The sequence below is a fragment of the Mesorhizobium sp. M0239 genome, from assembly GCF_040321815.1.
Classification (GTDB): Bacteria; Pseudomonadota; Alphaproteobacteria; order Rhizobiales; family Rhizobiaceae; genus Mesorhizobium.
Genome location: NZ_JAMYSG010000004.1, coordinates 151,172 through 177,883 on the forward strand (window position 1 = coordinate 151,172; position 26,712 = coordinate 177,883).

Consider the following 26,712-nt stretch of genomic DNA (forward strand, 5'->3'; position numbering starts at 1 on the left):
TCTGCCGCAGCCGTGGCCGCGCCTTTCTGTTCACCACATCATGAAGGAGGCGACGTCCGCGTCCGAGACCTCGCCGGCGTTGACGTCGGCGATCGCCTGGTCGACGATCGCCACGCCCTCCGCCACTTCGTCTTCCGTCAGCGTCAGCGGTGGCATGAACTCCAGCACATTGGCCTTCAACCCGACATAGGTGAAGGCTGCACCCAGCTCATAGCCGCGATAGATGATCTTGGCCGTGGTCGCCGCCGCAACCGGCTCACGTGTCGTGCGGCCCTTGACCAGTTCGACGCCGATGGCAAGGCCGCGCCCGCGCACATCACCGATGATCTCATGCCTGGCGGCAAGGGCTCGCAGCGCGTCGGAAAACAGCATGCCGATCCGCGCCGAGCGCTCGACCAGGCCGTCCGTCTCGATCGTCTTCAGCACCGCGTTCCGGCCGATGTCGCCACCGGATTGCCGGCGGTTGTCTGCAGCGCGAAGGCCGGCGCATGGTCCATGATCTCCTTAGGGCCGATCACGGCCGACAACGGCAAGCCACCGCCGATGCCTTTGCCGAAGACGACGAGGTCCGGCGTCAGTCCTTCATGCTGGAAGCAGTGCATCATGCCGCTGCGAGCGAGCCCGACCTTGACCTCGTCGACGACAATCTTGATGCCGTGCCTGCGGCAACGCTCCTGCAATGCCTTGAGAAAGCCAGGCGGCGGCACGATCAGCCCGCCATCCGACATCAACGGCTCGATGAACACCGCCGCGACCTGATGCGGCGGGCAGGTGGTCTCGAACTGGTAGTCGAGCAGCGCAAGCACGTCGTCGCTGCTGAAATTCGGTCGGAACGGATCGGGATAAGGCAGCAGAAGCACGCCCGGCCGGGGTAGCGTGTGGGTCATGGCGGTATGGCCGCTGATGCCCATCGAGCCGGAGAGATTTCCGTGATAGGAGCCGATGAACGAGATGAAGCGCGAACGGCCGGTGGCCGCCTGCAGCACGCGCACCGCGCAGTCGTTGGCATCCGACCCGGAATGGCCGAACCAGACGCGCCGTTCGCCTTCTCCGGGCGTAATCGCCAGCAGCCGCTCCGCCAGCGATACGGCGGGCTCGTTCGGGTAGAGCAGCAGGCTGGCGCCGGCCATGTCGCGGATCGACGTCTCGACCGCTTCGACGATGGCCGGATGGCCGTAGCCGAGCACCGCCGGACCGGCCGATCCCGACAGGTCGAGCAAGGAGCGGCCGTCTTCCTCGATCAGCCGGTTGCCCCGGCCGCCGATGACGCTGAGCGGCGAGAAACGCAGCTTGCCGATCTGGGCGATGGTCGCGGCGTCACGTTCGCGCAAGCTGAGATTGCTCACGACACTTTCTCCGCCTTCTGTGCCGGCAGTGCCGCCGCCAGCCGGTCCGCCCATTCCTCGATGCCGCGCCGTGTCGACAAAAGGTCCTGCCGGATCTCGATGAGGACGGCGGCGATGCCGCGATCATCGCCATGGATGGGCACGGCGTAGTCGGCGTCACGGCTGATCACATAGGGCACGTTGGCCGCGACATTGAGCCCGGCGTCGGTGCGCAGGCCCGAAAGGATCGCTTCGGCGAGATCTCTTGCTTGGTCGTGCAGCACGCCGGCATGCCAGGGTCTGCTGACACCGAGGAAGACCGGCGTGAAGGAATGGATCGTCACGATCCGCGTCCGCCGGCCTGCCTGTGCCCGGCAGTCGAGATGCGCGGTCACCCGGTCATGAAACGGCGAAAAGATGATCTCGGCACGCCGGGTCCGCTCCGTCGCGTCGATGCCGACATTGCCGGGAATGCCGGTATCTTCCGACAGCACCGGAATGCTGCCCTGGGTATTGAGCGGCCGGTTGAGGTCGATCAGCAGCCGGGAGTAGCCGCTGAGGAAAGCTGGTGAATCGAGCTTCGCGGACAGCAGGCGGGTCACCTCGGCGGCGCCGATATCCCAGGCGATGTGGCGCTGCAGATGATTGGCATCGAGGCCGAGCTGTCGATACTCGGCCGGCATGTGGTTGGAGGCATGCTCGCACAACAGCACGATATCGGAACGGCCGTGCTCGTTGAGGACCTCGACGGCCTCCGGCCAATCTTTTTCGGTCCGTGCGGTCATCAATAGAGCGTCCGGTAGAGATCGCAGATGGAGGCCGGATCGAGACCGGCAAGACGCTCGGCTTCATGTCGTTTGAGGCCGACGAAAGTGTCGATGAAGACAGGCGCGAACCATCCCGTCACGGTGCCGTCGGCCAGCAACGCGTCCAGTGCCGCGGGCAGGGTTTCGGGCAGGCGCACTAGACCGAGACTTGCGCGCTCCGCCTCGCTCATCAGCGTCGGGTCGCCGGTGACCAAAGGTGGCGACGGCAGGCCCGCCTTCAGCCCTTCCAGCCCGGCGCGGATAATCGCCGCCAGCGACAGATAGGGATTGCCGGTGGCGTCCGCCGCCCGGTACTCGATATTGTACTGCCGCGCCGGATCGCGCCCCCCCATCGTCACTGTCGGGCAGATGCGCAGCGACGCCTCGCGGTCGCGGTCGGCGAGCCAGGTATAGGACGAACTCCAGCTGTGCGGCTTCAGCCGGTAGAAGGACGACACGCTCGACGCCGTCATCGCGGTCATTCCAGGCAGATGGCGCAGCACGCCGGCACAGAAGGCGCCGGCTTTGGCGGAAAGGCCGCCCGCCAGTGCCGGATCGTATGTCACCGGCTTGCCGGCCTCGTCGACGAAGCTGAAATGGATGTGGACGCCGTTGCCGACGGCAGTTGGCGCGGTTTTGGGCGCGAAGCTCGCACGCCAGCCGGCATTGCGCGCCAGTTCGCGCGTGATTTCGCGGATGGCGACGGCGCGGTCGGCTGCCGTCAGCGCGTCCGCCGGCTCGTGCGTCACCTCGAACTGCTCGTCGCCGAATTCGGCGATGACCACTTCGGGTGCGACGCCGGCCTCCTCCAGCGCCGCCATCAGGTTGGGCGCGAAGGGGTCGGTTCGCCTGAGCGCGGCGAAAGACATCGAATGCGCCGGCGCGAAGCCGCCGTCGGCGACGTTGAATTCATGCTCGAAGGCGGCGATGACCGACAGGCCGGTCGCGGCTTTCAAATCGGCCGACGCCTCTTTGAGCATCGTGCGGGTGCAGCCGAGCCATGGGCTGCCGTCGAGCTCGACGATGTCGCCGGCGACCATGTCGAACGGCGTCGCCGATCCGGTGCGTGTCGTGCGAAAGCGCGCCTTGAGATCGGGGATCAGCCGCAGGTCGCCCGACGAGCCCCAGGGGTTGGGATCGACGATCGAGTTGAACGGCGTCAGCGACAGATTGGCCTGCAGCCAGCCGACCCCGGTCGTGGCGGTCTTCTGCAACTTGCTTTCGGCAACGAAACGGCCCCGCGTGACGGCGGAGAGATCCGTGGTGACGACGGCAACCAGAGGCTCGACGGTCGATGTCATGCCGGTTTTCCCAAAGCGTTGAAGCGGTCGACGACCGTGTCGGTGTCGGCCACCCAGCAGTAGCCGCCGAAGGCCTTGAGCGCGATGTCGTGGCGTTCCTGGGTGATGGTGGCGCAAGCATCCGATACGCAGGTGACGAGATAGCCGCGGTCGGCGCCGTCGCGCACCGCCATGTCGACGCATTGATCGGTCAGCACGCCGACCACGACGAGATAGCGGATGCCGAGGTTCTTGAGGAGATAGTCGACATTGGTCGAATTGAAGATGCCCGACGACGTCTTCGGCAGCATGATCTCGTCGCCAACCGGCGCCAGCGATGCCACCGGCAGTCCCTCGGGGAGGCTGGGTGCAATATGGATCGGCGTCAGCTTGTGGTCGAGCGAGCGGTCGCGGCCGTCTTCGGTCAGGCTCTGGATGATGGTGTGCAGCACCTCGACGCCATTGGCCCGCGCCGCGGCCAGCAGGCGCTCCTGGTTGGGGATCGTCCGCGAGGATGTCTGCCGGTAGAAATAGTGATCGGGGCCACGCTCCGGATGCGACGGATCGGCGCCCGGCTCCAGCCAGATGCGCTGCATGTCGACGAGCAGCAGTGCCGTTTCGCCGGCACGGAAGGCTTCGTCTCGTTTGGGTAGGGCCTGGGTCATGCTTTGTCGTCCTGCTTTGCTGATTTGGGTCCCGGCGTCTTGCGGGGTCCGGGTATCTTGCGCGCGCCGTTCTCTTGCGGGTCGCTGTCGAGCGTCACGGCATTGGCATGTCGCACCCTTTCGAGCCGCTCGATGCGGGCGCGGGCCTCGTCGCCCAGCGTCGAAACGATATGGGCGACCAGCGCCTCCATCTGGGCGATCGCCGGCGCCAGCGTGTCGTAGGGCGAGGCGACTTCGAGCGGGCTGACGATGGTGACTTCGGCGAGATCTGATATCGGCGACAGCCATTGGTCGGTGAACAGGACGATGCGCACATTGAGCGCCGCCGCTTGGCTCGCATAGGCCATCACATCAAGCTGATAGCGGCGATAGTCGAACACGACGAGCACGTCGCGGCGGTCGAGGTCGGCGAGCGTGTCGAAGGTCTGCGGGGAGAGCACACCAAGATCGCGAACCCCGGAGCGAAACTGCACGAGATAGCCGGCCAGCATGCCGGCGATGTGGCGGCTGAACCGGCCGCCAACCAGCACGACCTCGCCCTTGACCTCCATCAGCAGGCGGGCCGCCCGTTCGTATGTCTGGATGGGTGTCGCGGCGGTGGCTTTCTGCAAGGCCGTGGTGACGCTATCGAGATAGGCCAGCACGGCGCTGTCGTTGGAACCGCTCTGCCGCTTGGCCTCCATCATCAGCAGCGGCGAGTGCAGTCTTGCCTCGACTTCGGCCAGAAGCTTCGCCTGGAAATCCGGAAACCCTTCATAGCCGAGTTTTACGACCAGCCTCACCACGGTCGGATCGCTGACGCCAGCGCGCCGCGCAAGCGACGAAGCGGTGCCGAGGCCGGAGGTCGGATAGTCCGTCAACAGCAGCCGGACGATCTTCTCTTCCGACGGCGTCAGCGCAAGATCCCCGCGCATCAGAACATCGCGTATCGCCATGGGCCTCCCCGAAATCCATGTTCTCTTGTTTTGTCGAGTTTATTACAGAGATTTAAATCTTGGTCAACAATGAAGAGATGTTGACATTGTGTGATCGCTGGCCCTACCTTGTCGGAAAGCAGCCAAGAGACTGTGGGGAACAGCCATGCGAAACGGAAGCGACGTCATCGTCGTCGGTGCCGGTATTGTCGGATCGAGCGCCGCCTATCATCTGGCCAAGGCCGGTGTGAAGGTCACGTTGGTCGAGCAGACCCACCCCGCCGGCGGCCCGTCGGGCAAATCGTCGGCGCTGCTGCACGCCTTCTACCTGATGCCGGAACTGTCGCAGCTGTCCATCCGTGGCCGAGAGATCCTGGTGTCGCTGCCGGAAATCGCGGGCGAAGGATCCTTTGTCACCGAAATCGGCATGATGTGGGTCTGCGGCAACGACAACAAGGTGAGTTGGACGGCGGCAGCCGAACGCATCCGCGGCGAGGGCGCGCGCATCGAGACATTGTCGCCGCAGGCCTTTGCCGACGCGGCACCCGGCTTTGTCCTGGACAATGTCGCAATGGCGCTGTGGGAGCCGGAATATGGCTACGCCGATGCCTTCGGCGCCACCAACGCCATCGCCCGTGCCGCCCGCGCCAACGGTGCTGGGATCATGCAGAACACGTTGGTCGAGAGCCTCCAGCGGCAGGGCGACCGCATCACCGGCGTCACCTTGACCGATGGAACGGTGCTGGAAGCCGGTACCGTCGTCCTGGCCGCCGGGCCATGGACGCGCCGGCTGCTGGCGACAGTGGGCCTCGATCTGCCGCTGCATGTCGAGCGCCATCCGATGGCCGTGCTGGACGCTGCCGGCAAGGCAAGGCAGGTCATGCCGTTCGCCTGGTGCGACGACATTTCCTGCAACTATGCACGGCCCGACAATGACGGCGTCATCCTGGCCGGCACCTGGGCCGGCGGCGGCACCGGCCTGCGCCATGAGCATGCAGGCCGTCCGCGCCTTGTCGAAAATCCCGACAACTACATGGAAGGTGTCGAGGAAGCTGAATCGGTCGAGATCCTGGAGACCTTCGCCACCCGCTTGCCGGCCATGGCCGAACTTGGCATCCGCCCCGGCTATGCCGGGCTCTACGACATGAGCCCCGACGATCTGCCTGTCATCGGCGCCATGCCTGGGGTCGAAGGGCTGGTCGTTTCTGCCGGATCCTCCGGCCACGGCTTTAAGACCGGTCCAGCCGTCGGCGAGGCCGTGGCCAGGCTGGTCACCGAGGGAGCACAGCCGATCCTGGCGCCGTTTTCGCCCGATCGCTTCAGGGCCGCGTGATGGCGTCGCCGACGATGAGCGAGAGCAACTCACGCGGCCTCATGCCGGCCGCGTTTCGCAACGCCACCGCCGATGCCCTGTGCATGGTCGCGGTGCTGCTGCTGGTGGCGCTTGCCGCCTTTGTCTTCGGCAGCGCCGCCATGCAACGTGTGGTCACCTATGCAGCGATCATGCTGACGGCGGTGCTTGGCCTGCAGATATTCTCCGGCAACAGCGGCATCGTCTCGTTCGGCCAGGCCGCCTTTGTCGGCCTCGGCGCCTACGCTACGGGCATCCTCACCATGCCGACCGCATTGCAGCGAACGGCGCTGCGCGACCTGCCGCAATTCCTCGCAGGCCATCAACTCTCCTTTGTCGCGGCGCTGGCCGTCGTCCTTGCTCTCGCGGTCATCGTCGGCCTGTTGACCGGCACGCCGCTGCTCAGGCTTTCCGGATCGAGCGCTTCGATCGCAACGCTTGCCATGCTGATCATCGTCTACACGCTGCTGGTCGCCGGACGCGAAATCACCCGCGGCAGCCAGCCATTTTACGGCGTGCCGCGCGAGGTCGGGCTGTGGACGGCTGCCGCTGTCGCTTCGGTGGCGCTGGTGGCGGCGAGGTTGTTTCGCGAAACCTCCTTCGGCCTTGCCACCCGCGCCGCCGCCAATGACGAGCGTGGTGCGGCCGCCGTCGGCGTCGACCAGCGCACGGCGCGTCTGGCCGCCTGGGTGGCGGGCGTCGTCGCCGCCATGGCCGCCGGCGCCATGATGGCGCAATTCCTTGGCGCGTTTTCGCCGCGCGATTTCTATTTCGACCTCGGCTTCACCATGCTCGCCATGCTGATCGTCGGCGGCATGACCTCGTCGCTCGGCGCTTTCGCCGGCGTCATCGTCACCATCGTTTTGGTCGAAGTGGTGCGCCGCTTCGAGGGCGGCGGCGAGGTGCTCGGCCTGCATCTGCCTGTCCTGTTCGGCTTGACCCAGGGCGTGCTGGCCATCGCCATGATCCTGGTCATCTGGCGACGCCCGACCGGTCTGTTCGGCGAGCGTGAGCTCAACCTTTTGCGCCGGCCGGGACGCCAGGCCGTGACGGCTTCGGCGGCACCTCCGCAGCATGTCGAGAGTGACCGGCTCACCGCCGACCATCTGTCGCGCCGCTATGCCGGCGTCGTTGCCGTCGATGACGTCAGTTTGAGCTTCGGGACAGACAGCATCACCGGCATTATCGGTCCCAATGGCGCCGGCAAGACCACGCTGCTCAACATGCTGGCCGGTGATGTCCAGCCAAGCACCGGCACGGTGTCTGTCGGCGGCGCGGTGCGGCAGGCTTCGGCCTTTCGCTTCGCCCGCTCCGGCGTTGCCCGCACCTTCCAGAACATCCGCGTTTTTCCGCACATGACGGTGCTCGAAAATGTCGTTGTCGCAGCACGCCAGGTGGAACCTGATCTCGGCCATGCCGAGGCGGCGGCGATGAGCGAGCTTGCGCGCATGGGGCTGGAGAGATTTGCCGATCAGCCGGCCGCCAGGCTTGCCTATGGCCAGCGCCGCCGGCTCGAAGTGGCACGCGCCCTGGTGTTGAGGCCACGCTTCCTGCTGCTCGACGAGCCGGCCGCCGGCATGAACGCCGTCGAGACCGCCGAACTGGTCTCGATTCTATCGACGGTTCGCGCGGAGCGCCGCATCGGCGTCGTGCTGATCGAACACGACATGCGGCTGGTGATGAATTTGTGCGAGCGCATCGTCGTCATCGATCATGGCCGCGTCATCGCTGACGGCACGCCCGGCGACGTCCAGAAGAACCCCGCCGTGATCGCCGCCTATCTCGGCAGCCGCACGGCGCGTGCTAAGACCGCAACAGCTGAAAACCAGACCGCATGACCTGCAACGACAACCAATCATAAAAATCCAGAAGGAGAACCGACATGCCAAGCCTCTATCGCCTCCATCGCGCCGCCCTGTGCGCTGCCGTGTTCGGCATCGCCGCCATTTCGACGGCCAGCGCCGAGGAGATCATCATCGGTGCCGCGACCGCGCAGACCGGCGGCCTTGCCCCTTACGACCAGCCGGCACTTGCCGGCCTGCGCATGTCGCTCGACGAACTCAACGCCAAGGGCGGGCTCGGCGGCAAATACACCGTCAAGCTTTTGATCAAGGACACGCGCTCCGATACCGCGCAGACCGCCACCGTCGCCCAGGAGCTGATCGACGCCGGCGCCAAGATCATGATCACGCCGTGCGATGCCGATCCCTCGATTTCCGCCGGCCAGCTCACCCAGCCGCTCGGCATTCCGACCCTGACGCTGTGCGGCTCCGCCCCGGTGCTGACCGGCGCGGTCGGCGACGTCATGTTCGGCACCTATCCGGCCGACAATGTGCAGGCGACGGCGGTCGCCGACTTTGCCGTCTCCGAAGGCAAGAAGAAGGTGTTCCTGCTGACCTCGCCGGACTCCACCTACACCGCCAATCTGCCGGAATATTTCGGCAAAGTGTTCGAGAAGAAGGGCGGCGCCATTGTCGGCCGCGGCACCTTCAGCATGGGCCAGCCCGACTTTTCCGCCGAGATCACCAACATCAAGGGCCTGGCCGACAAGCCCGACCTGATCATGACGGCGGCCTACGAGCCGGATTTCCCGGCCTTCATCCAGCAATTGCGCGGCGCCGGCGTCACCATCCCGGTCTATGGCGCCGATGCCATCGGCACCCCGACCATCAAGGCGCTCGGCAAGCTGGTCGACGGCGTCGTCTACACCGCGGCCGGCTATGCCGAGCCGGGCAGCAAGCTAGAGGCCTTCAACGCCGCCTTCACCAAATATGCCGGCCACGCACCGGAATCGACCTATGAGGTCAATGGCTACGAGATCGGCCTGATCCTCGACCAGGCGGTCAAGACGGCCGGCTCCGACGACCCGAAGGCGATCCGCGACGCCATCGCCGGCCTCAAGGATTTCGAAGGCATCACCGGCAAGATCACCTATGCCGGCACCGATCGCATGCCGTTGCGGCCAGTGGCGCTGATGCGCTACGAGGGCGGCGAGGGCAAGCATGTCCAGACACTGATCCCCGACGCTGCCGACGTTCCCGCGCCGTGATGTCATGCTGAGCGTCGAAGCCCTGAAAATCCGGTACGGCGAGGTCGAGGCGGTACGCCGCGTCGACCTCACCGTCGGCAGCGGCGAGATCATCGCGCTGGTCGGCGCCAACGGCGCCGGCAAGAGCTCGACGCTCGGCGCCGTCGCCGGGCTGGTGCCGGCGGCATCCGGCAAGGTGGTCTTCGACGGTGTCGACATCACCGGCCTGGCGCCGGAGGCGATAGCCCGCAAGGGCGTCGCGCTGGTTCCCGAAGGCCGCCGTATCTTCGCCAGCCTGACGGTGGCCGACAATCTGCGTCTCGGCGGCGCGGTGCATCAGCCGGCGGCCGAGGCAAGGCTGCGCGAGGAGGAGATGCTGGAGTTGTTCCCGATCCTGCGCCGCTACCATCGCGTCAAGGGCGGCAATCTGTCGGGCGGCGAACAGCAGATGCTGGCCATCGCCCGCGCGCTGATGGGCAAGCCGCGCATGATCCTGCTCGACGAGCCCTCGCTCGGCCTTGCCCCGCAACTGATCGACACCGTCTTCGACCTGATCGCCGAACTGCGCCGCAAGGGCCTGACCATCCTTCTGGTCGAACAGAATGTGGCGCTGGCGCTCGAAATCGCCGACCGCGCCGTCGTGCTCGCCAATGGCGAAGTGGTGCTGGCCGGCACGGCAAAAGAACTCGCCTCCTCGGACCTCGTCCGCCAGGCCTATTTGGGAGCTTGAGAAGCATGATCGCGCAGCAGATCATCAATGCGGTGAGCCTCGGCGGCGTCTATGCGCTGCTGGCGCTCGGGCTGGCGATCGTCTTTTCCATCGTCGGCCTCATCAACTTCGCCCATGGCGAGCTGATGACGCTGTCGGGCTACGCGCTTCTGGCCTCGCTGGTGCTCGGCTTTCCCTTCCCGGTAGCCGTGCTTGTCGCCGTCTCCTGCGGCGCGCTCGCCGCTGTCGCCATGGAGCGTATCGCCTTCAGGCCGATGCGCGGCGCCAGCGTCACCAGCCTGCTGTTGACCAGCTTTGCCGTCTCCAGCCTGTTGAAGGTCGTATTCCAGAACGGCATTTCGGCGCGGCCGCAAGCTGTCGCCATGCCCGGTTGGATGACCGGCGCCTTCTCCTTCGGCGATTTCACCATCGGCGTCGGTCCCAGCATCTCCATCGTCGTCTCCGCACTGGCGCTGATTGCGCTGGAAGTCTTCCTTTGCCGCTCGGTGACCGGCACGGCGATGCGCGCCGCGGCGGAAGATTTCGACGTCGTGCGCCTGATGGGCATTCCGGCCAGCCGCATCATCGCCACCGCCTTCCTGCTCTCCGGCCTGCTTGCCGGGCTGGCGGCCATGCTGTGGGTGGCGCAGCGTGCCTCAGTCGATCCGCTGATGGGCTTTACGCCGGTGCTGAAGGCCTTCATCGCCGCCGTCGTCGGCGGGCTCGGCAGCTTGCCCGGTGCTGTCGCCGGCGGTTTTCTGCTCGGCATCATCGAGGTTTTGTTGCAGGCGACGCTTCCGGGAGCGATCGCGCCCTACCGCGATGCCATCGTGCTGTCGGGGGTCATCGCGGTACTGCTGGTTCGCCCGCAAGGCCTGATCCCGGCGGTTCGCGCTCAGCGAAGCTGACCTGATGTATACAAAGCCTGAATTTGCGCCGCTGTCGCGCGACGAGGTGTTCGGCCTGATCGAGGCCGCGGCCTTTGCCACGGTGGTGACAGCGGGACCGCAGGGCCTTGCCGTCTCGCATCTTCCCTTCGTGCTCGATCGCGCGCGTGGTGAAAACGGAACGCTGGTCTCGCATCTCGCCAGGGCCAATCCGCACAGCACCTTGATCAGCGGAGGCAGGGAGACGGCCGCCATCTTCCACGGTCCGCATGGTTACATCTCGCCGTCCTGGTATCCGCGCAATCCGGTGCGCGACAGCGCGCCGACCTGGAATTTTGCTGTCGTGCATTGCCATGGGCATCCGGTTCCGCTCGACGATCATGCCACCGCCCGGCATCTCTTGCAGCTTGTCGACGTGCTGGAGAAAGATCGCGAGGATCGCTGGCGCATGCGCGAGCTCGGCCCTGGCGGCATGGAGCGGCGCATACCTGGTATCATAGGGTTTGACCTGCCGATCGATCGGCTCGAGGCCAAGTTCAAGATGGGTCAGGATGAGCGCCTCTACGACACAGGCGGAGCCATCAGGGCGCTGGAGCAAAATGACCCTGCGCTGGCAACGATGATGAAGACGCACAACGCGCATCGCCAGGACTGACCGGCTGCATGCGGCAAGGACAAGAAAAAATGATTCCCAATCTCAACATCGTCCCCTTCGTCAGCGTCGACCACATGATGAAGCTGGTGCTGAAGATCGGCGTCGAGCGCTTCCTCGTCGAACTCTCAGGCTACATCGAGGACGATTTCCGCCGCTGGGAACTGTTCGACAAGACGCCGCGCGTCGCCTCGCACAGCGCCGAAGGCGTCATCGAGCTGATGCCGACCAGCGACGGCGAGGTCTATGGCTTCAAATATGTCAACGGGCACCCCAAGAACATGCGCGAGGGCCGCCAGACGGTGACCGCCTTCGGCATGCTCGCCGATGTCCACAATGGCTACCCCGTATTGCTGTCGGAAATGACCATCCTGACCGCGCTGCGCACGGCGGCGATGTCGGCCCTGGCCGCCAAGTACCTGGCGCCGACTGGCTCCGACTGCATGGCGCTGATCGGCAACGGCGCTCAGGCCGAATTCCAGGCGGTAGCCTTCAAGGCGCTGCTCGGCGTCGACAGGCTGAGGCTTTACGACATCGATCGCAAGGCCACCGAAAAATGCATCCGCAATCTGGCCGGCCTCGGCTTCGACATGGTCGCCTGCGGCACCGCGCAAGAGGCGGTAGAAGGGGCCGACATCATCACCACCGTCACCGCCGACAAGCAGTACGCCACCATCCTCACCGACAACATGGTCGGCTCCGGCGTGCACATCAACGCCGTCGGTGGCGACTGTCCCGGCAAGACCGAACTGCACCGCGATATCCTGCTGCGCTCCGACATCTTCGTCGAATATCCGCCGCAGACCCGCATCGAGGGCGAGATCCAGCAGCTTGCACCAGATCACAAGGTGACCGAGCTGTGGCAGGTGATGTCAGGCGCCGTGCAAGGCCGGCGCGATCCCGGGCAGATCACGCTGTTTGATTCGGTCGGTTTCGCCATCGAGGATTTTTCGGCACTGCGTTACGTCAGGGATCAACTGCGCTCGACCGGCCTCTATCAGGAACTCGACATGCTGGCCGACCCCGACGAGCCGCGCGACCTGTTCGGCATGCTGCTGCGGGCGGCCCAGCAGGGTTGAGACATCGGTCGTTCAGATAGCCGAACCCCACATGGCATCCGGCACCACCACCAGCTTGCCGACGAAATCCTTGGCGATGAAATCCGCTTGCGCATGGTGGAAATCGGAGAGCTTGTAGACGCCGCCGACCAGCGGCCGGATCTTTTTCGCCTCGATGTGCCCGACGATGCGGCGGAAATCCGCGCGCGTGCCTTGGCTCGAGCCATGCAACTGCAATTGCTTCAGGTACATGGTCCTGAGATCGAGCTGCACGACCGGGCCGGCGATTGCGCCAGCCGTGGTGTAGCGGCCCTCGGGCCTGAGAATACGCAGGAGGTCATTGAAGATGGCACCGCCAACGAGGTCGGCGACAACGTCGATCGGCTGGCCTCCGGTCGCCTCGTTCACGGCATGCGGCAGGTCGGCAACGCCACGGGTGATGACAGCCTCTGCGCCGATGTCGCGCACCGCCTGCTCCTTGCCCTTGCCGACGACGGCATAGGGGATGGCGCCGCGCGCCCGTGCCAATTGCACGATGCCGGAGCCGACGCCGCCCGAGGCGCCGGTGACCAGCACGCGCTCGCCGGCCTTGAGCGCGGCGCGCTCCAGCATCTGTTCACCGGTCAGGTAGGCGCAGCAGAAGGTGGCGAGTTCGATATCGCTCATGTCGGTGTCGATGACATGAGCGTTCTCGGCCGGCACGGCCTGATATTCGGCGTAACCACCGTCGCGGCCGTGGCCCATATAGTCGATGTCGGCGAGCGAATCGTCGTCGCGATTGTAGATCGAGAAATCGACCATCACCCGTTCGCCGATACGGTCCGGCGACACTCCTTCGCCGACAGCGGCGACGATACCGACGGTGTCCGTGCCCTGGATGCGCGGGAAAACAAGCGTGTTGCCCTGGCGGCGCCATGTCGACACGGCGGCAGCGTCCTCCTCCGTGCCATAGGCGCCCTGGCGCACCCAGACATCGGTGTTGTTCATCCCGCAAGCGCTGACCTTGACCAGCACTTCACCGGGAGCGGGCGAGGGCACTTTCACGTCGCTGCGGTAGACGAGTTTTTCCGGTCCGCCGTGCCCGGTAAGCAGCACGGCGGCCATGGTGGCGGGGAGGGTCCTGGTCATGGCATTCATAGTCACTCTCAGAGATCGGCAAACACGTTTTTCACCGCATCGGCTGTCTTCGACACGACGATGTCGGCTTCCTCGCGGGTCAGGCAGAGCGGCGGCGCAAAGCCCAGAATGTCGCCCTGCGGCATGGCGCGGCCGATGACGCCGCTTGCGGCAAGCGCCGTCGCCACCTGCGGCCCGATCTTGAGCGAAGCGTCGAAGAACACCCGGTCGTCCTTGTCGGAGACGAACTCCACCGCCGCCAGCATGCCGTCGCCGCGGACGTCGCCGACATTCCGCGGCCCGCCGACCGCGCTCGCCAGTTCGGCGCGGAAAAAGCCGCCGGCCGCGCTGGCATAGGTCACAAGATCCATCTCGTCGATCAGTTCGAGATTGGCGACGCCGGCGGCAACGCAGATCGGATGCGCGGAATAGGTCCAGCCATGGCCGAGCGAACCGAGTTTGTCGGAGCCTTCAACCAGCACCTGCCACATCTTGTCCGCGACGATGACGCCCGACAGCGGCGCATAGGCCGAGGTCAGGCCCTTGGCGATGGTGATCAGGTCCGGCTTGATGCCGTAGTGGTCGGAGCCGAACATGGTGCCCAGCCGGCCGAAGCCCGTCACCACTTCGTCGGCGACCAGCAGCACATCGTACTTCTTAAGCACCGCCTGGATCTTTTCCCAATAGAAGGCCGGCGGCGGCACGATGCCGCCGGTGCCCAGGATCGGCTCGCCGATGAAGGCAGCGACCGTTTCCGGGCCCTCAGCCAGGATCATCTCCTCGAGCTTGTCGGCGCAATGCTGCGAAAATTGCTCCTCGCTCATCGAGCGGTCGGCGCGGCGGAAATAATAAGGCGCCTCGGTGTGCAGGATCGGTGCGCGCGGCAGGTCGAAGGCGTTGTGGAACAGGTCGAGCCCGGTCAGCGATCCCGTCATCACGCCCGAGCCGTGATAGCCGCGCCAGCGCGAGATGATCTTCTTCTTCTCCGGCCGGCCGAGCACGTTGTTGTAGTACCAGATCAGTTTGATGTTGGTTTCGTTGGCATCCGAGCCTGAGAGGCCGAAATAGACCCTCGACATGCCTTGCGGCGCGCGGTCGATGATCATCTTGGCGAGCGTGATCGAGGCTTCGGTGCCGTGGCCGACATAGGCGTGGTAGTAGGCGAGGTTCTTCGCCTGGGCGGCGATGGCGTCTGAAATCTTCTGCCGGCCGTAGCCGACATTGACGCAATAGAGGCCGGCGAAGGCGTCGAGGCTCTTCTTGCCATTGTTGTCCCACACAGTGACGCCTTCACCACCGGCCATGATGCGCGTCGGGCTCTCGCCGCGCGCGTGGGTGCCCATATGGGTCGAGGGATGGAACAAGTGGTCGCGATCCCAGGCGGCGAGTTCGTTGGACTGGTCGAGCATTCTTTTGACTCCTGACAAAAGGGTGATTCCGGTGCAGCTTAAGCTACATCGAGGCAGAGATATTTGAGATCGGTGAAAGCCTCGAGTCCGTGGCGCGAGCCTTCGCGGCCGATGCCGGATTGTTTGACGCCGCCGAACGGGATCGGCGCGCCGGTGATCTTGACGCGGTTGATGGCGACCATGCCGTAGTCGAGGGCGCGGCCCATGCGTTGCTGCCGGCCACCATTCTCGGTCACGACATAGGCGACGAGGCCATATTCGGTGGCGTTGGCGCGGGCGATCACTTCGGCCTCGCTGTCGAACGGCGTCACGGCGGCCACCGGACCAAACGTCTCCTCACGCATGATCAGCGCTTGGTCCCTGACATCGGCCAGCAGCGTCGGCTGGTAGAACAGGGGGCCAGCCAGGTGCCGCTTGCCGCCAGTGAGGCAGCGCGCGCCGTGAGCGATGGCATCGGCGACCTGTTCCTCGACCTTCTTGACGGCACGCTCGTGCATCAGCGGGCCGATGTCTGTGCTATCAGCAAGGCCATTGCCGGTCCGCAACGTCTCGATGCGCTTGGCGAAGGCGGCACAGAACCGATCGTAGATCGGACGCTGGACATAGATACGGTTGGCAGCGAGGCAGTCTTGGCCCGACGTGGCGAATTTGGCGTCGACGGCGATATCAACCGCCTTGTCCAGATCGGCATCGGCAAAGACGATCAGCGGCGCGTGGCCGCCTAGCTCCATCACCAGCCTTTTCATGGTCGGCGCACTTTGCGCGGCGATCAGCCTGCCGATCTCGGTCGACCCGGTGAAACTCATGGCTCGGACGCGCGGATCTTCGCACATCCGCCCGACGATGGTCGAAGCCTTGCCGGTGACGATGTTGAAGGCGCCTGCGGGCAGGCCGGCGCGCTCACCGAGTTCGGCCAGAGCCAGCGCCGACAGCGGTGTTTCCGAGGACGGATGCGCAACGATGGTGCAGCCGGCGGCAAGGGCTGCCGCAGCCTTGCGGGTCAGCATCGCCGACGGAAAGTTCCACGGCGTGACGATGCCGACGACACCGAGGGGCTCGCGCCGCACGATCATTTCGGCGTTCGGCAGATGGCTGGTGACGCTCTCGGCGTTCAGGCGTTTTGCTTCCTCGGCATACCATTCGATGAAAGAGGCGGCGTAGTCGATCTCGCCCAGCGATTCCTGCAGCGGCTTGCCCTGTTCCAGCGTCATCAGCAGAGCCAGATCATCCTTGGCGCCGAGGATCAGCTCGAACCATTTGCGCAGGATTTTCGAGCGCTCCTGCGGCAACAGTGCCCGCCACGCCGGGAAGGCGCGCGCGGCCGCATCGATCGCCTTTGTCGTCCGCCGTGCATCTAGCGCGGCGACGAAAGCGACAGTCGTGCCGGTGGCCGGATCGGTGACCTCGAAGCTTTCAGCGGCTTCGCTTGCCGTCCAGTGGCCATCGACATAGGCGAGTTCACGCAGCAGCCGGCGGTCGGTCAGGCGGTCGAGCGCTTCATGGCGATGCGAGCGGGCGAAATGCGCGGACATGGTCGAGACCTCCCGGTTCGGACTGATGCGGGAAGACTATCCGCCCGATGCAGATAGAGAGGCTGTTTGGATGCCTCGAAGGAGAGAGACTCTCTCTTTTGTCCCGCCCCGACAGATGATCTCTCCGCCTTAAGCCGACGCCGGCAGCAGGTCGGCTATGGGCAGCGCGATCTCGTCCTTCACCGTCTTGGTGACGATGTAGGTGAAGTAGCGGTCGATGCCGATTTCCCGTTCGAGCAAGCCATCGACCAGCCGCTGATAGGCGTCGATGTCGCGCGCCATCACCTTCACCACATAGTCGACGCCGCCGCCGACAGACCAGCAGGCGACGATCTCGGGAACATCGCGGATGACGCGCTCGAAGCGGTCGAAATCGGCCTGGCGGTGGTTTGCCAGCGTCACCTCCATCAGGACGGTGGCAACGGGTGCGACGACGCGCATGGCGATCCTGGCGTGATAGCCCGAGACGATGCCGGCCTTCTCCAGCTTGCGCAGCCGCATCCAGCACGGCGTCGGCGACAGGCCGACCTGCTCGGCCAGCGCCAACTTGGTGATGCGTCCGTCGCGCTGGATGGCGTCGAGGATTTTCAGGTCGATCGGGTCGAGTTTCGCGGATGTCATCAGAGCTCACTTTTCGTCCGAGTACCATGACGGCGCATTATTTCGATTGTCAATTGCACTGATTTCGATCTCTAATAAGTCATGACATTGTGGCAACCCGATCCCGCGCTCATCCGGCGCCCGGCCTATCAATCGCTGGCCGACCAGTTCGCGCGCGCCATCCATGACGGGCGCCTCGCCAATGGCGCGCGGCTGCCGACCCATCGACGTCTGGCCGACGACCTCAAGCTTTCTGTGCAGACGGTGAGCCGCGCCTATGAGGAATTGATCCGCCGCGGGCTGATTTCGGGCGAGATCGGCCGCGGCAGCTTCGTCCAGACGCAGCGCCGCGAGCCGGAACCGCCCTATCTGCCGGAGCGGCTCGGCGAAGTCATCGATCTGTCGATCCTGAAGCCGGTCTGCGAGCCGATGCATCTGGAGCGGCTGAAGCAGGCGCTGGGCTGGCTGGCCGAGAACCTGCCGTCGAGTTCGGCACTGTCGTTTCGGCCCAACATGGTGTTTCCGCGCCACCGCGCGGTGGCGGTCGAATGGCTGAAACTGTGCGGTCTCGACACCTCCGCGCAGAACATCAGCCTGACCAACGGCGCCACCGCCGGCATGACGGTAGCGCTGATGAGTGTCGCCCCGCCGGGCTCGACGGTCGCCACCGAGGCGATCGGCCACCATACGCTGGTGCCGTTGGCACGCTATCTCGGCTTCAACCTGGAAGGCCTGCCGATCGACGACAACGGCCTGATCCCGGAAGCGCTGGACGAAGCCTGCCGGCTTTCCGACATCCGCGCGGTCTTCGTGCAGCCCTCGGTGATCAACCCGACGGCGACGTTGATGGATGCGGCGCGGCGCGAGCAGATCGCGGCGGTTGCGCGCAAGCACGACATCGCTATCATCGAGAACGATGTGCTCGGTCCGCTGGTCGAAGACCGGCCGCCGCCGGTTGCCGCGTTCGCGCCGGAGCGCACGCTCTACGTCACCTCCTTCACCAAGATCACCGTGCCCGGGCTGCGCATCGGCTATCTCGTCGCACCCGACCGCTATGTCGCCGCCGTCGCCAACCGGCATCTGGTTTCGAACTGGATGGCGACGCCGCTGGTGGCCGAGATCGCCACAAAATGGGTGACCGACGGGACGGCGATGGAGCTTGTCCACTGGCAGCGCGCGGCTTTGCGGCGCCGGCAGGATATTGCAGCGCAAGTGCTGGCGGGGGTCGGCTATCGCGCCCGGCGAGACGGGCTGCATGTCTGGCTGCAACTGCCGGCCGACCGCGCCGAGGAAAGCTTTGTCGCCCAGGCCCGCCTGCAGGGTGTGGCGATTGCACCCGGCGCGTCCTTCCGTATTTCGGCTGCGCCGTGGCATCCGGCGGTGCGTATCTCGCTGGGTTCGACCACCGAGGGGGAACTGCGCGCCGGCCTCGGCGTTGTCACCAAGCTGCTGCTTGGCGATCCGGAACACCTGCTGCTCGCTATCTAGGCTGGGGTTGCTCGGAAATTGTGCGGAATCAGAAATAATTGTCATGATATTATTTTCTCAATTGACATGATTTGGCGCGTTCCGCATCGTTAAGAGCATAGACCTCTCCAGGACGGGGAACTGCAGTGCCCACGCCCATCATCAAGATCGACGCCATTTCAAAAAGCTTCGGCACTTTCAAAGTGCTGGACGGCCTGTCGATGCAGGTCATGCCTGGCGAAAAGCTGGCACTGATCGGCCCGTCGGGCTCGGGCAAGACGACAATCCTGCGCATCCTGATGACGCTGGAGCGCATCGATGGCGGTCATATCCAGATCGACGGTGAGCAGCTCTATCACATGGAACGCAACGGCCAGTTGCTGCCCGCCGATGAGCGACACCTGACAAGGATGCGCCAGAAGATCGGCATGGTCTTCCAGCTGTTCAACCTGTTTCCGCACAAATGCGTCATGGACAATGTCACGCTGGCGCCGATGCTGACCAAGGGCACGCCGCGTGCGGCCGCCGAAAAGCGGGCGATGGAACTGCTCGAGATGGTCGGCATGGCCGACAAGGCGAAAAGCATGCCGGCACAGCTTTCCGGCGGGCAGAAGCAGCGCGTGGCGATCGCCCGGGCGCTGGCGCTGTCGCCAAAGATCATGCTGTTCGACGAGGTGACGTCGGCGCTCGATCCGGAGCTGGTCGAGGAGGTGATGAACGTCATGCGCAAGCTTGCCGCCGAGACCGACATGACCATGCTGCTGGTCACCCACGAGATGGGCTTTGCCCATGATTTCGCCGACCGGGTGCTGTTCTTCGATCGTGGCAGGATCGTCGAGGAGGGCAAGCCCGACGAGATTTTCCGCAATCCCAAGCAGGAGCGCACGCAAGGCTTCCTGAAGAAGATCATCGCGGCCGGACATCGCGTCTGACCGCAATGCCCAAGGCGACGAAGTCGTCCCGAGGTGGCGAGAGCCGCCTCGTAACAAAGCAAGACAAGAAACAAGGAGTTGGGAACAATGAAAAAACTTGGCATTCTGGCTGGCGTCGCCAGCCTTGCGTTGGCGGCGGTGCTGGCCGCCTCGAACGTGGGTTCGGCCGATGACAGCAAGCTCGAACAGCTCAAGGCGCAAGGTTTCGCCCGCCTCGCCATCGCCAACGAGCCGCCCTATACGGCGGTCGCCGCCGACGGCAAGGTTTCGGGTGCCGCGCCTGATGTGGCCCGCGAGATATTCAAGCGGCTCGGCGTCGCCGACGTCGCCGCTTCGATCTCCGAATATGGCGCCATGATCCCTGGCCTGCAGGCCGGTCGCTTCGATGTCGTCACCGCCGGCCTGTTCATGAAGCCGGAACGCTGCGCCGCCGTCGTCTATTCCGAGCCGGTGCTTTGCGATGCCGAGGCGATGTTGGTGAAGAAGGGCAATCCGAAGGGCTTCAAGAGCTATGAGGATGTCGCCAAGGATACGACTGCGACCATCGGTGCGCCGGGCGGCGGCACTGAGGAGAAGCTCGCCCTCAATGCCGGCGTGCCACGCGATCGCGTCATCGTCGTGCCGGATGGCCAGAGCGGCGTGAAGATGCTTCAGGATGGCCGCATCGACGCTTATTCGCTGCCCGTCCTGTCGATCAATGATCTGGTCAAGAAGGCCAACGATCCGAACCTCGAAGTCATCGCTCCGGTGCAGGGCGCACCGGTCTATTGCGACGGCGCCGCCTTCAAGAAGGGCGACGAGGCACTGCGCGACGCCTTCGACGTAGAACTGGCCAAGATGAAGAAATCAGGCGAGTTCGCCAAGATCATCGAGCCCTACGGCTTCTCGGCGGCGGCCGCGATGTCGACCAGCCGCGACAAGCTCTGCGCGGCGAAGTGAAGTAAGGAAGACCCCTTCATCCGGCCCTTCGGGCCACCTTCTCCCGGCTGGGGAGAAGAGGCTGGCGCCGACGCTGGTGGTCTCCTCTCCCCGCCGGGGAGAGGTCGGCCGAGCGTAGCGGAGGCCGGGTGAGGGGGCTTCGACCAAACGTCCAGGTGGAACAGTACATTAGATGACCCAGTGGTCCGGCTATTTCGGCCTGATATTGCAGGGAGCGCTTGTCACCATCGAGCTGACGCTGATGGGGTCGGTGCTTGCGCTGTTCATGGCCTTTCTTGCCGGAATGGGGCGGCTGTCGCGTTTCTTCGTGCTGCGCGCGCTGGCTACCGCCTACATCGAATTCTTCCGCGGCACCTCGATCTTCGTGCAGTTGTTCTGGGCCTATTTCGTGCTGCCCTTCATCGGCATTTCGCTGACCCCGTTGCAGGCCGGCGTGCTGGCGCTCGGCCTCAATGTCGGCGCCTATGCCGCCGAAGTGGTGCGTGGCGCCATCCAGTCGATCGGCCGCGAACAGTATGAGGCCTGCACAGCGCTCAATCTCGGCCGCTGGCAAGGCATGCGCCACATCATCCTGCCGCAGGCGCTGCTGGTGATGCTGCCGACTTTTGGCAACAATGCCATCGAATTGCTCAAGGCGACCGCCGTGGTGTCGCTGATCTCGCTCACCGACCTGACCTTCCAGGCGCAGGTGGTGCGCGCCCAGACCGGCAACACCCTGGTGCCGTTCACCACCATCCTGATCATCTATTTCGTCCTCGCCCTGCTCATCTCGTGGGGCGTGCGCTCGCTGGAACGACGCATGGCGCGCGGCCTCGATGGGGTGCGTGCCTGATGGCCAATTCCCTTCTGACAAATTGGGCTTGCTGATGGAGTGGGATTGGAACTTCGTCTGGGAAATCATGCCGACGCTGATCCAGGGGGTGAAGATCACCATCCTGGCGACGCTGCTCGGCTCGGTGCTGGCGGCGATCGTCGGGCTTGGCATTGCGCTTGCGCGCCGCTCGCCCAACAAAGCGCTGTCGCGCACGGTCGGCTTCCTCGCAGAGTTCATCCGCGGCACGCCATTGCTGGTGCAGCTCTATTTCATTTTCTACGTGCTGCCCGACATCGGCATCCTGCTGCCGCCGCTGGTCGCCGGTGTCATCGGGCTCGGGCTGCACTACGGCACCTACACGGCGGAAGTTTATCGCGCCGGCATCGACAATGTGCCGCGCGGCCAGTGGGAAGCGGCCAAGGCGTGCAATCTGAGCGCCACGCAGACCTGGACCAACATCATCATTCCGCAGGCTATCCCGCCGATGATACCGGCGCTCGCCAATTACTTCATCGCCATGTTCAAGGAAACGCCGCTGCTGTCGGCAATCACCGTGCTGGAACTGATGAACCAGGCCAAAAGCGTCGCCAACACCTACTATCGCTATATCGAGCCGATCACCCTGGTCGGTGCTTTCTTCCTGGTCATCAGTCTGTTTTCGGTCGTGCTGCTGCGCTGGCTGGAACGCCGCTACGGCAAGATCGAGAGGTAGCCGATGAAACCCTTGCCCGAGATCAAGGTCTACCCGAAACGGTCGGCGCTGGATGCGCGCCCGCTGGAGCGGCGCGTCGGCCTGATTATCCTGGCCACCGACCATACCAGCGAACCGGATTTCCGCCGCATGGTGGCGGGCGAGCGGGTCGGCGTCTATGTCGCGCGCATTCCCTATGCCAACCCGACGACGCCTGAAAACCTGCGCAAGATGCAGCCGGCGCTGACGGCGGGCGCGGCCCTGATCCTGCCGGACGAGAAGCTCGATGCCATCTGCTATTCCTGCACTTCGGCCTCGGTGGTGATCGGCGATGCCGAGATCGAGGCGGCGATCCAGGTCGCAAAGCCCGGCGTGCCGGTGGTCACACCGCCGATGGCGGGCGTGCGCGGGCTGCGTGCTCTGGGCGCAAACAAGATCAGCATTCTCACTCCCTACACGGTCGAGACATCCAGGCCGATGGCCGCCTATTTCGCCGCGCGCGGCTTCGAGATCGTCAGCTTCACCTGCCTCGGCTTCGAGGACGACCGCGAGATGGCACGCATCGCACCGGCAACGCTTGTCGACCTGGCGCGTGAAGCGACCGACGCCAGCGCCGATGCGCTGTTCGTGTCGTGCACGGCGCTGCGTAGCGCCCTCGCGGTCACCGGCATGGAAAATTCTATTGGACGTCCCGTGGTGACCAGCAACCAGGCGACCGCCTGGAACTGCCTGAGATTGTGCGGGGATGAGGCGCCGCATCCTGAGTTCGGGCGGCTGATGACGTTGCCCTTGGTTCAGTAAGATTATGTCCAGTGTGAGCGAGCACCCCCCTCTGGCCTGCCGGCTATCTCCCCCTCAAGGGGGGAGATTGGCAGTTCATGCGTCACCGCTCTTCCTGCAACATCGACAATTGGCGAAGGTGTTGCAGCCGCTAATCTCCCCCCTTGAGGGGGAGATGGCCGGCAGGCCAGAGGGGGGCGTTTCGTGATGCCCGCCGTCATTCTCACCGACATCCGTACCGCCCGTGAGCGTATCGCTGGTAAAGTCGAGCGCACGCCAACCGTCTTGTCCCACAGCCTCTCGGAACAGTTCGGCGTCCCCGTTCACCTCAAGCTCGAGCATCGCCAGACCACCGGCAGCTTCAAGCTGCGTGGCGCCTCGAACGCCGTCGCCTCGTTGAACGCCGAACAGAAGGCGCGGGGCGTGGTCGCGGCCTCGACCGGCAATCACGGCCGCGCGCTGGCGCATGCGGCGAAGCTTGAGGGCATGCGCGCCGTAATCTGCATGTCGCGCCTGGTGCCCGGCAACAAGCTCGACGAGATCCGCCGGCTTGGCGCGGAAGTCCGCATCGTCGGCGACAGCCAGGACGATGCCCAGCAGGAGGTCGATCGGCTGGTGGCGCAAGAGGGGCTGGTTATGCTGCCGCCCTTCGACCATCCCGACATTATCGCCGGGCAAGGCACGCTCGGGCTTGAGATGATCGAGCAGGTCCCGGATGCCGCCCTCGTTCTGGCCCAGATCTCCGGCGGTGGGCTCGCATCAGGGGTTGCTACAGCCATCAAAGGCGTCAGCCCCCGGACAAAAGTCGTCGGTGTCTCGATGGCGCGTGGCGCGGCGATGAAGGCCAGCCTCGATGCGGGCCAGCCGGTGCTGGTGGAAGAATTGCCGACGCTGGCGGATTCGCTCGGTGGTGGCATCGGCCTCGACAACCGGCTGACCTTCGCCATGTGCCGCGACCTGCTCGACGATGTCGTCCTGCTCAGCGAAGACGAGATCGCCGCCGGCATCCGCCACGCCTATGCGCAGGAGCGCGAGATCGTCGAGGGCGCCGGCGCGGTCGGCATCGCCGCACTGCTCGCCGGCAAGATTACGGCGAACGGGCCGGTGGTTGTGCTTCTTTCTGGCCGAAACATGAATATGGAGCTGCATCGGAAAATCGTCTGCGGTGACACTTCGATAAATGCGGGTCGCGCCGGATGAAACGTCTTTCACGCCGAGTTTCTTCACACCCCCCTCTGTCCTGCCGGACATCTCCCCCGCAAGGGGGGAGATCGGCAGCTTCGATGCTGCCGCTTTTCTTGCGGCGTCTGAGATTGGCGAAGGCAAAGATGAAGTCCAATCTCCCCCCTTGCGGGGGAGATGTCCGGCAGGACAGAGGGGGGTGTGACAGAACGCTGTCCTTTGCAGAGCTTGCCACTCCGGAGCGCGCCGCATGAGCCGGATGACCATCCTTACCGAGAAAGAGTTGCGGGCGATCGTGACACTCGATCTCGATGCCGTCGCCTGCATTGAAAACGCTTTCCGCGCGCTCGCTACCCTGCCGGTGGCGATGCCGCCGATCCTGCGGCTCGACATTCCCGAGTACCACGGCGAGGTCGACGTGAAGACAGCCTATGTGCCGGGCATTGACGGCTTCGCCATCAAGATCAGCCCCGGCTTCTTCGACAATCCGAAGCTCGGCCTGCCCAGCGTCAACGGCATGATGGTGCTGCTTTCGGCCAAGACCGGCCTAGTCGAGGCGCTGTTGCTCGACAATGGCTATCTCACCGACGTCCGCACGGCTGCCGCCGGCGCCGTCGCCGCCAAACATCTGTCGCGGCAGGACTCGTCCGTTGCCGCGATCTTCGGCGCCGGCGTCCAGGCCGGATTGCAATTGGAATCCCTCATGCTGGTGCGGCCGATTGCCGAGGCGCGCATCTGGGCGCGCGATGCGGCAAAGGCCGAGGCGACCGCCGGAGCCCTGCGCGAAAAGATCGGCATCGTCGTGCGCGCTGAATCCGACGCGGCAAACGCGGTCGCCGGCGCCGACATCATCGTCACCACCACGCCTTCGACCGAGCCGCTGATCAAGGCGGGATTCGTTTCCGCCGGCCAGCACATCACCGCGATGGGTTCCGACGCCGAGCATAAGAACGAGATCGCGCCGGCAATCCTGCGCATGGCCGATCTCTATGTCGCCGACAGTGCCCGCCAGACAAGGCGGTTGGGTGAGCTGCACCATGCCATCGCGGCGGGCGTGATGGCCGCCGAGGAAGAGGTGACCGAACTCGGCCAGATCATCGCCGGCGAAAAACATGGCCGGCGCTCGGCCAGCGACATCACCATCGCCGACCTCACCGGCACTGGCGTCCAGGACACGGCGATCGCCACGCTCGCTCGAGATCGCGCGAGGGTGGCCAACTCCGGAACGATTTTCGAAAGCTGATGCTGGCCAAAGCGTGATCCGGAAAAGTGGGAACAGGTTTTCTCGGACAAACAGTTTCCGTTTTGTCCAGAGATCACTCTCAAACAAGAACGACGAGTTGGATTCAAAGCTGATACCGGCCGCAAGGCCCAACAAACGAGGACCAAGAACAATGCAACCGAACCTGAAGTTCTCGCGCGGCGAATTTGCGGATCGTCTCGCCAAAACGCGCAAAGCCATGGAGGTGAAGGGCGTCGATCTTCTTGTTATCAGCGATCCTTCCAATATGGCCTGGTTGACCGGCTATGATGGCTGGTCGTTCTATGTGCACCAGGCGGTTATCGTGCCGCCTTCGGGCGAGCCGGTCTGGTACGGCCGCGGCCAGGACGCCAACGGCGCCAAGCGCACCGCCTATCTCGCGCACGACAACATCGTCGGCTATGCCGACCACTATGTGCAGTCGACCGAGCGCCACCCGATGGATTTTTTGGCGAGCGTGCTTGCGGATCGCGGCTGGGGCAAGCTGACAGTCGGCGTCGAAATGGACAATTACTGGTTCTCGGCGGCCGCCTTCGCGTCGCTGCAGAAGCATTTGCCCAATGCCCGCTTTGTCGATGCCACCGCGCTGGTCAACTGGCAGCGTGCGGTGAAGAGCCCGACCGAGATCGACTATATGCGCAAGGCGGCCCGCATCGTCGAAGCGATGCACCAGCGCATCTTCGACAAGATCGAGGTCGGCATGCGCAAATGCGATCTCGTTGCCGAAATCTATGATGCCGGCACGCGCGGCGTCGACGGTATCGGCGGTGATTATCCGGCGATCGTGCCGCTGCTGCCGTCGGGTGCCGATGCCTCGGCGCCGCATCTGACCTGGGATGACAGACCGATGAAGCGGGGCGAGGGCACCTTCTTCGAGATTGCCGGCTGCTACAATCGCTATCACTGCCCGCTGTCGCGCACCGTCTTCCTCGGCAAGCCGACGCAGGAATTCCTCGATGCCGAGAAGGCGACGCTGGAAGGCATGGAAGCGGGGCTGGCCGCGGCGAAACCCGGCAACGCCTGCGAGGACATTGCCAACGCCTTCTTCGGTGTCCTCAAGCGATACGGCATCATCAAGGACAACCGCACCGGCTATTCGATCGGACTGTCCTATCCGCCGGACTGGGGCGAGCGCACGATGAGCCTGCGTCCCGGCGACCGCACCGAACTCAAGCCCGGCATGACCTTCCATTTCATGACCGGCCTGTGGCTGGAAACGATGGGACTGGAAATCACCGAGTCCATCCTGATCACCGAAACCGGTGTAGAGTGCCTGGCCAATGTGCCGCGTAAGCTGGCGGTGAAGGATTGAGC

General features: G+C 64.7%; 24 protein-coding genes and 1 pseudogene. 16 read left to right on the top strand and 9 right to left on the bottom strand.

Annotation, left to right across the window (positions count from 1 at the left end; all coding sequences use genetic code 11):
• Positions 1 to 30: 30 nt before the first annotated feature.
• From NKI99_RS05235 to NKI99_RS05255, 5 genes and pseudogenes are all read right to left on the bottom strand, one after another.
• A pseudogene (locus NKI99_RS05235) lies at positions 31 to 1,346 on the bottom strand (aspartate aminotransferase family protein).
• Positions 1,343 to 2,110: an N-formylglutamate amidohydrolase gene (locus tag NKI99_RS05240; protein ID WP_352440722.1), complete on the bottom strand. Its 768-nt coding sequence runs from the start codon at positions 2,108 to 2,110 to the stop codon at positions 1,343 to 1,345. Before NKI99_RS05240 ends, NKI99_RS05235 begins: the two are co-directional and overlap by 4 nt.
• Positions 2,110 to 3,432 (bottom strand): type I glutamate--ammonia ligase, encoded by a 1,323-nt coding sequence (locus NKI99_RS05245; RefSeq protein WP_352440721.1) that lies wholly within the window; start codon positions 3,430 to 3,432, stop codon positions 2,110 to 2,112. Before NKI99_RS05245 ends, NKI99_RS05240 begins: the two co-directional genes overlap by 1 nt.
• Positions 3,429 to 4,076, bottom strand: coding sequence for a cysteine hydrolase family protein (locus NKI99_RS05250; protein ID WP_023809063.1), 648 nt, complete (start codon positions 4,074 to 4,076; stop codon positions 3,429 to 3,431). The genes NKI99_RS05245 and NKI99_RS05250 overlap by 4 nt, the downstream gene beginning before the upstream one ends.
• A complete protein-coding gene (locus NKI99_RS05255) occupies positions 4,073 to 5,011 on the bottom strand; it encodes a MurR/RpiR family transcriptional regulator (RefSeq protein ID WP_023809062.1) in 939 nt (312 codons plus the stop codon). The genes NKI99_RS05250 and NKI99_RS05255 overlap by 4 nt, the downstream gene beginning before the upstream one ends.
• Before the next feature lie 145 nt (positions 5,012 to 5,156).
• Between NKI99_RS05255 and NKI99_RS05260 the strand changes: the two genes are divergently transcribed.
• The 7 genes from NKI99_RS05260 to ocd are packed head-to-tail and all read left to right on the top strand — an operon-like array spanning position 5,157 to position 12,696.
• Positions 5,157 to 6,323 carry an NAD(P)/FAD-dependent oxidoreductase gene (locus NKI99_RS05260; RefSeq protein WP_023809061.1) on the top strand — a complete coding sequence of 389 codons (1,167 nt, stop codon included), beginning with the start codon at positions 5,157 to 5,159 and terminating at the stop codon, positions 6,321 to 6,323.
• A 14-nt stretch (positions 6,324 to 6,337) separates the two neighbouring features.
• Positions 6,338 to 8,179, top strand: coding sequence for a branched-chain amino acid ABC transporter ATP-binding protein/permease (locus NKI99_RS05265; protein WP_245486042.1), 1,842 nt, complete (start codon positions 6,338 to 6,340; stop codon positions 8,177 to 8,179).
• A 44-nt stretch (positions 8,180 to 8,223) separates the two neighbouring features.
• Positions 8,224 to 9,390 carry an ABC transporter substrate-binding protein gene (locus NKI99_RS05270; RefSeq protein ID WP_023809059.1) on the top strand — a complete coding sequence of 389 codons (1,167 nt, stop codon included), beginning with the start codon at positions 8,224 to 8,226 and terminating at the stop codon, positions 9,388 to 9,390.
• Between the two features lie 4 nt (positions 9,391 to 9,394).
• Complete coding sequence (locus NKI99_RS05275) at positions 9,395 to 10,099, top strand: ABC transporter ATP-binding protein (protein WP_023809058.1); 705 nt, start codon at positions 9,395 to 9,397, stop codon at positions 10,097 to 10,099.
• Positions 10,100 to 10,104: 5 nt separating this feature from the next.
• Positions 10,105 to 10,986 carry a branched-chain amino acid ABC transporter permease gene (locus NKI99_RS05280; RefSeq protein ID WP_352610019.1) on the top strand — a complete coding sequence of 294 codons (882 nt, stop codon included), beginning with the start codon at positions 10,105 to 10,107 and terminating at the stop codon, positions 10,984 to 10,986.
• Positions 10,987 to 10,990: 4 nt separating this feature from the next.
• Positions 10,991 to 11,620, top strand: a complete 630-nt coding sequence (locus tag NKI99_RS05285) for an FMN-binding negative transcriptional regulator (protein ID WP_352610021.1) — start codon at positions 10,991 to 10,993, stop codon at positions 11,618 to 11,620.
• A gap of 29 nt (positions 11,621 to 11,649) precedes the next feature.
• Positions 11,650 to 12,696 (top strand): ornithine cyclodeaminase, encoded by a 1,047-nt coding sequence (ocd, locus tag NKI99_RS05290; RefSeq protein WP_352610024.1) that lies wholly within the window; start codon positions 11,650 to 11,652, stop codon positions 12,694 to 12,696.
• Positions 12,697 to 12,708: 12 nt separating this feature from the next.
• Here ocd and NKI99_RS05295 read toward each other — a convergent pair whose 3' ends face one another.
• The 4 genes from NKI99_RS05295 to NKI99_RS05310 form a co-directional block, all read right to left on the bottom strand.
• Complete coding sequence (locus NKI99_RS05295) at positions 12,709 to 13,812, bottom strand: alcohol dehydrogenase family protein (RefSeq protein WP_023809054.1); 1,104 nt, start codon at positions 13,810 to 13,812, stop codon at positions 12,709 to 12,711.
• A gap of 8 nt (positions 13,813 to 13,820) precedes the next feature.
• The gene (locus NKI99_RS05300) at positions 13,821 to 15,200 is read right to left on the bottom strand and encodes an aspartate aminotransferase family protein (RefSeq protein WP_352610026.1); all 1,380 of its coding nucleotides are present in this window, start codon (positions 15,198 to 15,200) and stop codon (positions 13,821 to 13,823) included.
• A gap of 38 nt (positions 15,201 to 15,238) precedes the next feature.
• Entirely contained in the window at positions 15,239 to 16,732 is a 1,494-nt protein-coding gene (locus tag NKI99_RS05305; RefSeq protein ID WP_352610028.1) for an NAD-dependent succinate-semialdehyde dehydrogenase, read from the bottom strand.
• 129 nt (positions 16,733 to 16,861) lie between these two features.
• Positions 16,862 to 17,353 carry an Lrp/AsnC family transcriptional regulator gene (locus NKI99_RS05310; RefSeq protein ID WP_023809051.1) on the bottom strand — a complete coding sequence of 164 codons (492 nt, stop codon included), beginning with the start codon at positions 17,351 to 17,353 and terminating at the stop codon, positions 16,862 to 16,864.
• Positions 17,354 to 17,434: 81 nt separating this feature from the next.
• Here NKI99_RS05310 and ehuR point away from each other — a divergent pair, with 81 nt between their 5' ends.
• The 9 genes from ehuR (at position 17,435) to doeA (ending at position 26,710) form a co-directional block, all read left to right on the top strand.
• The gene (gene ehuR / locus NKI99_RS05315) at positions 17,435 to 18,820 is read left to right on the top strand and encodes a MocR-like ectoine utilization transcription factor EhuR (protein ID WP_352610030.1); all 1,386 of its coding nucleotides are present in this window, start codon (positions 17,435 to 17,437) and stop codon (positions 18,818 to 18,820) included.
• Between the two features lie 125 nt (positions 18,821 to 18,945).
• Entirely contained in the window at positions 18,946 to 19,731 is a 786-nt protein-coding gene (gene ehuA / locus NKI99_RS05320; RefSeq protein ID WP_023809049.1) for an ectoine/hydroxyectoine ABC transporter ATP-binding protein EhuA, read from the top strand.
• An 87-nt stretch (positions 19,732 to 19,818) separates the two neighbouring features.
• The gene (gene ehuB / locus NKI99_RS05325; RefSeq protein WP_023809048.1) at positions 19,819 to 20,670 is read left to right on the top strand and encodes an ectoine/hydroxyectoine ABC transporter substrate-binding protein EhuB; all 852 of its coding nucleotides are present in this window, start codon (positions 19,819 to 19,821) and stop codon (positions 20,668 to 20,670) included.
• 172 nt (positions 20,671 to 20,842) lie between these two features.
• Complete coding sequence (ehuC, locus tag NKI99_RS05330) at positions 20,843 to 21,502, top strand: ectoine/hydroxyectoine ABC transporter permease subunit EhuC (RefSeq protein ID WP_023809047.1); 660 nt, start codon at positions 20,843 to 20,845, stop codon at positions 21,500 to 21,502.
• Positions 21,503 to 21,536: 34 nt separating this feature from the next.
• Positions 21,537 to 22,196, top strand: coding sequence for an ectoine/hydroxyectoine ABC transporter permease subunit EhuD (gene ehuD, locus NKI99_RS05335; RefSeq protein ID WP_352440712.1), 660 nt, complete (start codon positions 21,537 to 21,539; stop codon positions 22,194 to 22,196).
• A gap of 3 nt (positions 22,197 to 22,199) precedes the next feature.
• On the top strand, positions 22,200 to 22,976 hold the full coding sequence (gene eutA, locus NKI99_RS05340) for an ectoine utilization protein EutA (RefSeq protein ID WP_352440711.1): 777 nt from the start codon (positions 22,200 to 22,202) through the stop codon (positions 22,974 to 22,976).
• A 186-nt stretch (positions 22,977 to 23,162) separates the two neighbouring features.
• Complete coding sequence (gene eutB / locus NKI99_RS05345; RefSeq protein ID WP_352610032.1) at positions 23,163 to 24,155, top strand: hydroxyectoine utilization dehydratase EutB; 993 nt, start codon at positions 23,163 to 23,165, stop codon at positions 24,153 to 24,155.
• A gap of 232 nt (positions 24,156 to 24,387) precedes the next feature.
• On the top strand, positions 24,388 to 25,380 hold the full coding sequence (gene eutC / locus NKI99_RS05350; protein WP_352440709.1) for an ectoine utilization protein EutC: 993 nt from the start codon (positions 24,388 to 24,390) through the stop codon (positions 25,378 to 25,380).
• Between the two features lie 151 nt (positions 25,381 to 25,531).
• Positions 25,532 to 26,710: an ectoine hydrolase DoeA gene (gene doeA / locus NKI99_RS05355; RefSeq protein ID WP_023809042.1), complete on the top strand. Its 1,179-nt coding sequence runs from the start codon at positions 25,532 to 25,534 to the stop codon at positions 26,708 to 26,710.
• Positions 26,711 to 26,712: the final 2 nt, after the last annotated feature.

What these genes read in the sequence shown, in the direction of transcription:
- eutB (WP_352610032.1), top strand. Translation starts at nt 23,163, where the DNA reads ATGCCCGCCGTCATTCTCACCGACATCCGTACCGCCCGTGAGCGTATC.
- NKI99_RS05300 (WP_352610026.1), bottom strand. Translation starts at nt 15,200, where the DNA reads ATGCTCGACCAGTCCAACGAACTCGCCGCCTGGGATCGCGACCACTTG.
- NKI99_RS05245 (WP_352440721.1), bottom strand. Translation starts at nt 3,432, where the DNA reads ATGACATCGACCGTCGAGCCTCTGGTTGCCGTCGTCACCACGGATCTC.
- NKI99_RS05310 (WP_023809051.1), bottom strand. Translation starts at nt 17,353, where the DNA reads ATGACATCCGCGAAACTCGACCCGATCGACCTGAAAATCCTCGACGCC.
- doeA (WP_023809042.1), top strand. Translation starts at nt 25,532, where the DNA reads ATGCAACCGAACCTGAAGTTCTCGCGCGGCGAATTTGCGGATCGTCTC.
- NKI99_RS05305 (WP_352610028.1), bottom strand. Translation starts at nt 16,732, where the DNA reads ATGTCCGCGCATTTCGCCCGCTCGCATCGCCATGAAGCGCTCGACCGC.
- ocd (WP_352610024.1), top strand. Translation starts at nt 11,650, where the DNA reads ATGATTCCCAATCTCAACATCGTCCCCTTCGTCAGCGTCGACCACATG.
- NKI99_RS05265 (WP_245486042.1), top strand. Translation starts at nt 6,338, where the DNA reads ATGAGCGAGAGCAACTCACGCGGCCTCATGCCGGCCGCGTTTCGCAAC.
- NKI99_RS05295 (WP_023809054.1), bottom strand. Translation starts at nt 13,812, where the DNA reads ATGAATGCCATGACCAGGACCCTCCCCGCCACCATGGCCGCCGTGCTG.
- NKI99_RS05285 (WP_352610021.1), top strand. Translation starts at nt 10,991, where the DNA reads ATGTATACAAAGCCTGAATTTGCGCCGCTGTCGCGCGACGAGGTGTTC.
- eutA (WP_352440711.1), top strand. Translation starts at nt 22,200, where the DNA reads ATGAAACCCTTGCCCGAGATCAAGGTCTACCCGAAACGGTCGGCGCTG.
- NKI99_RS05255 (WP_023809062.1), bottom strand. Translation starts at nt 5,011, where the DNA reads ATGGCGATACGCGATGTTCTGATGCGCGGGGATCTTGCGCTGACGCCG.
- eutC (WP_352440709.1), top strand. Translation starts at nt 24,388, where the DNA reads ATGAGCCGGATGACCATCCTTACCGAGAAAGAGTTGCGGGCGATCGTG.
- NKI99_RS05250 (WP_023809063.1), bottom strand. Translation starts at nt 4,076, where the DNA reads ATGACCCAGGCCCTACCCAAACGAGACGAAGCCTTCCGTGCCGGCGAA.
- NKI99_RS05240 (WP_352440722.1), bottom strand. Translation starts at nt 2,110, where the DNA reads ATGACCGCACGGACCGAAAAAGATTGGCCGGAGGCCGTCGAGGTCCTC.
- NKI99_RS05260 (WP_023809061.1), top strand. Translation starts at nt 5,157, where the DNA reads ATGCGAAACGGAAGCGACGTCATCGTCGTCGGTGCCGGTATTGTCGGA.
- ehuB (WP_023809048.1), top strand. Translation starts at nt 19,819, where the DNA reads ATGAAAAAACTTGGCATTCTGGCTGGCGTCGCCAGCCTTGCGTTGGCG.
- NKI99_RS05275 (WP_023809058.1), top strand. Translation starts at nt 9,395, where the DNA reads ATGCTGAGCGTCGAAGCCCTGAAAATCCGGTACGGCGAGGTCGAGGCG.
- NKI99_RS05280 (WP_352610019.1), top strand. Translation starts at nt 10,105, where the DNA reads ATGATCGCGCAGCAGATCATCAATGCGGTGAGCCTCGGCGGCGTCTAT.
- ehuC (WP_023809047.1), top strand. Translation starts at nt 20,843, where the DNA reads ATGACCCAGTGGTCCGGCTATTTCGGCCTGATATTGCAGGGAGCGCTT.
- ehuD (WP_352440712.1), top strand. Translation starts at nt 21,537, where the DNA reads ATGGAGTGGGATTGGAACTTCGTCTGGGAAATCATGCCGACGCTGATC.
- ehuR (WP_352610030.1), top strand. Translation starts at nt 17,435, where the DNA reads ATGACATTGTGGCAACCCGATCCCGCGCTCATCCGGCGCCCGGCCTAT.
- NKI99_RS05270 (WP_023809059.1), top strand. Translation starts at nt 8,224, where the DNA reads ATGCCAAGCCTCTATCGCCTCCATCGCGCCGCCCTGTGCGCTGCCGTG.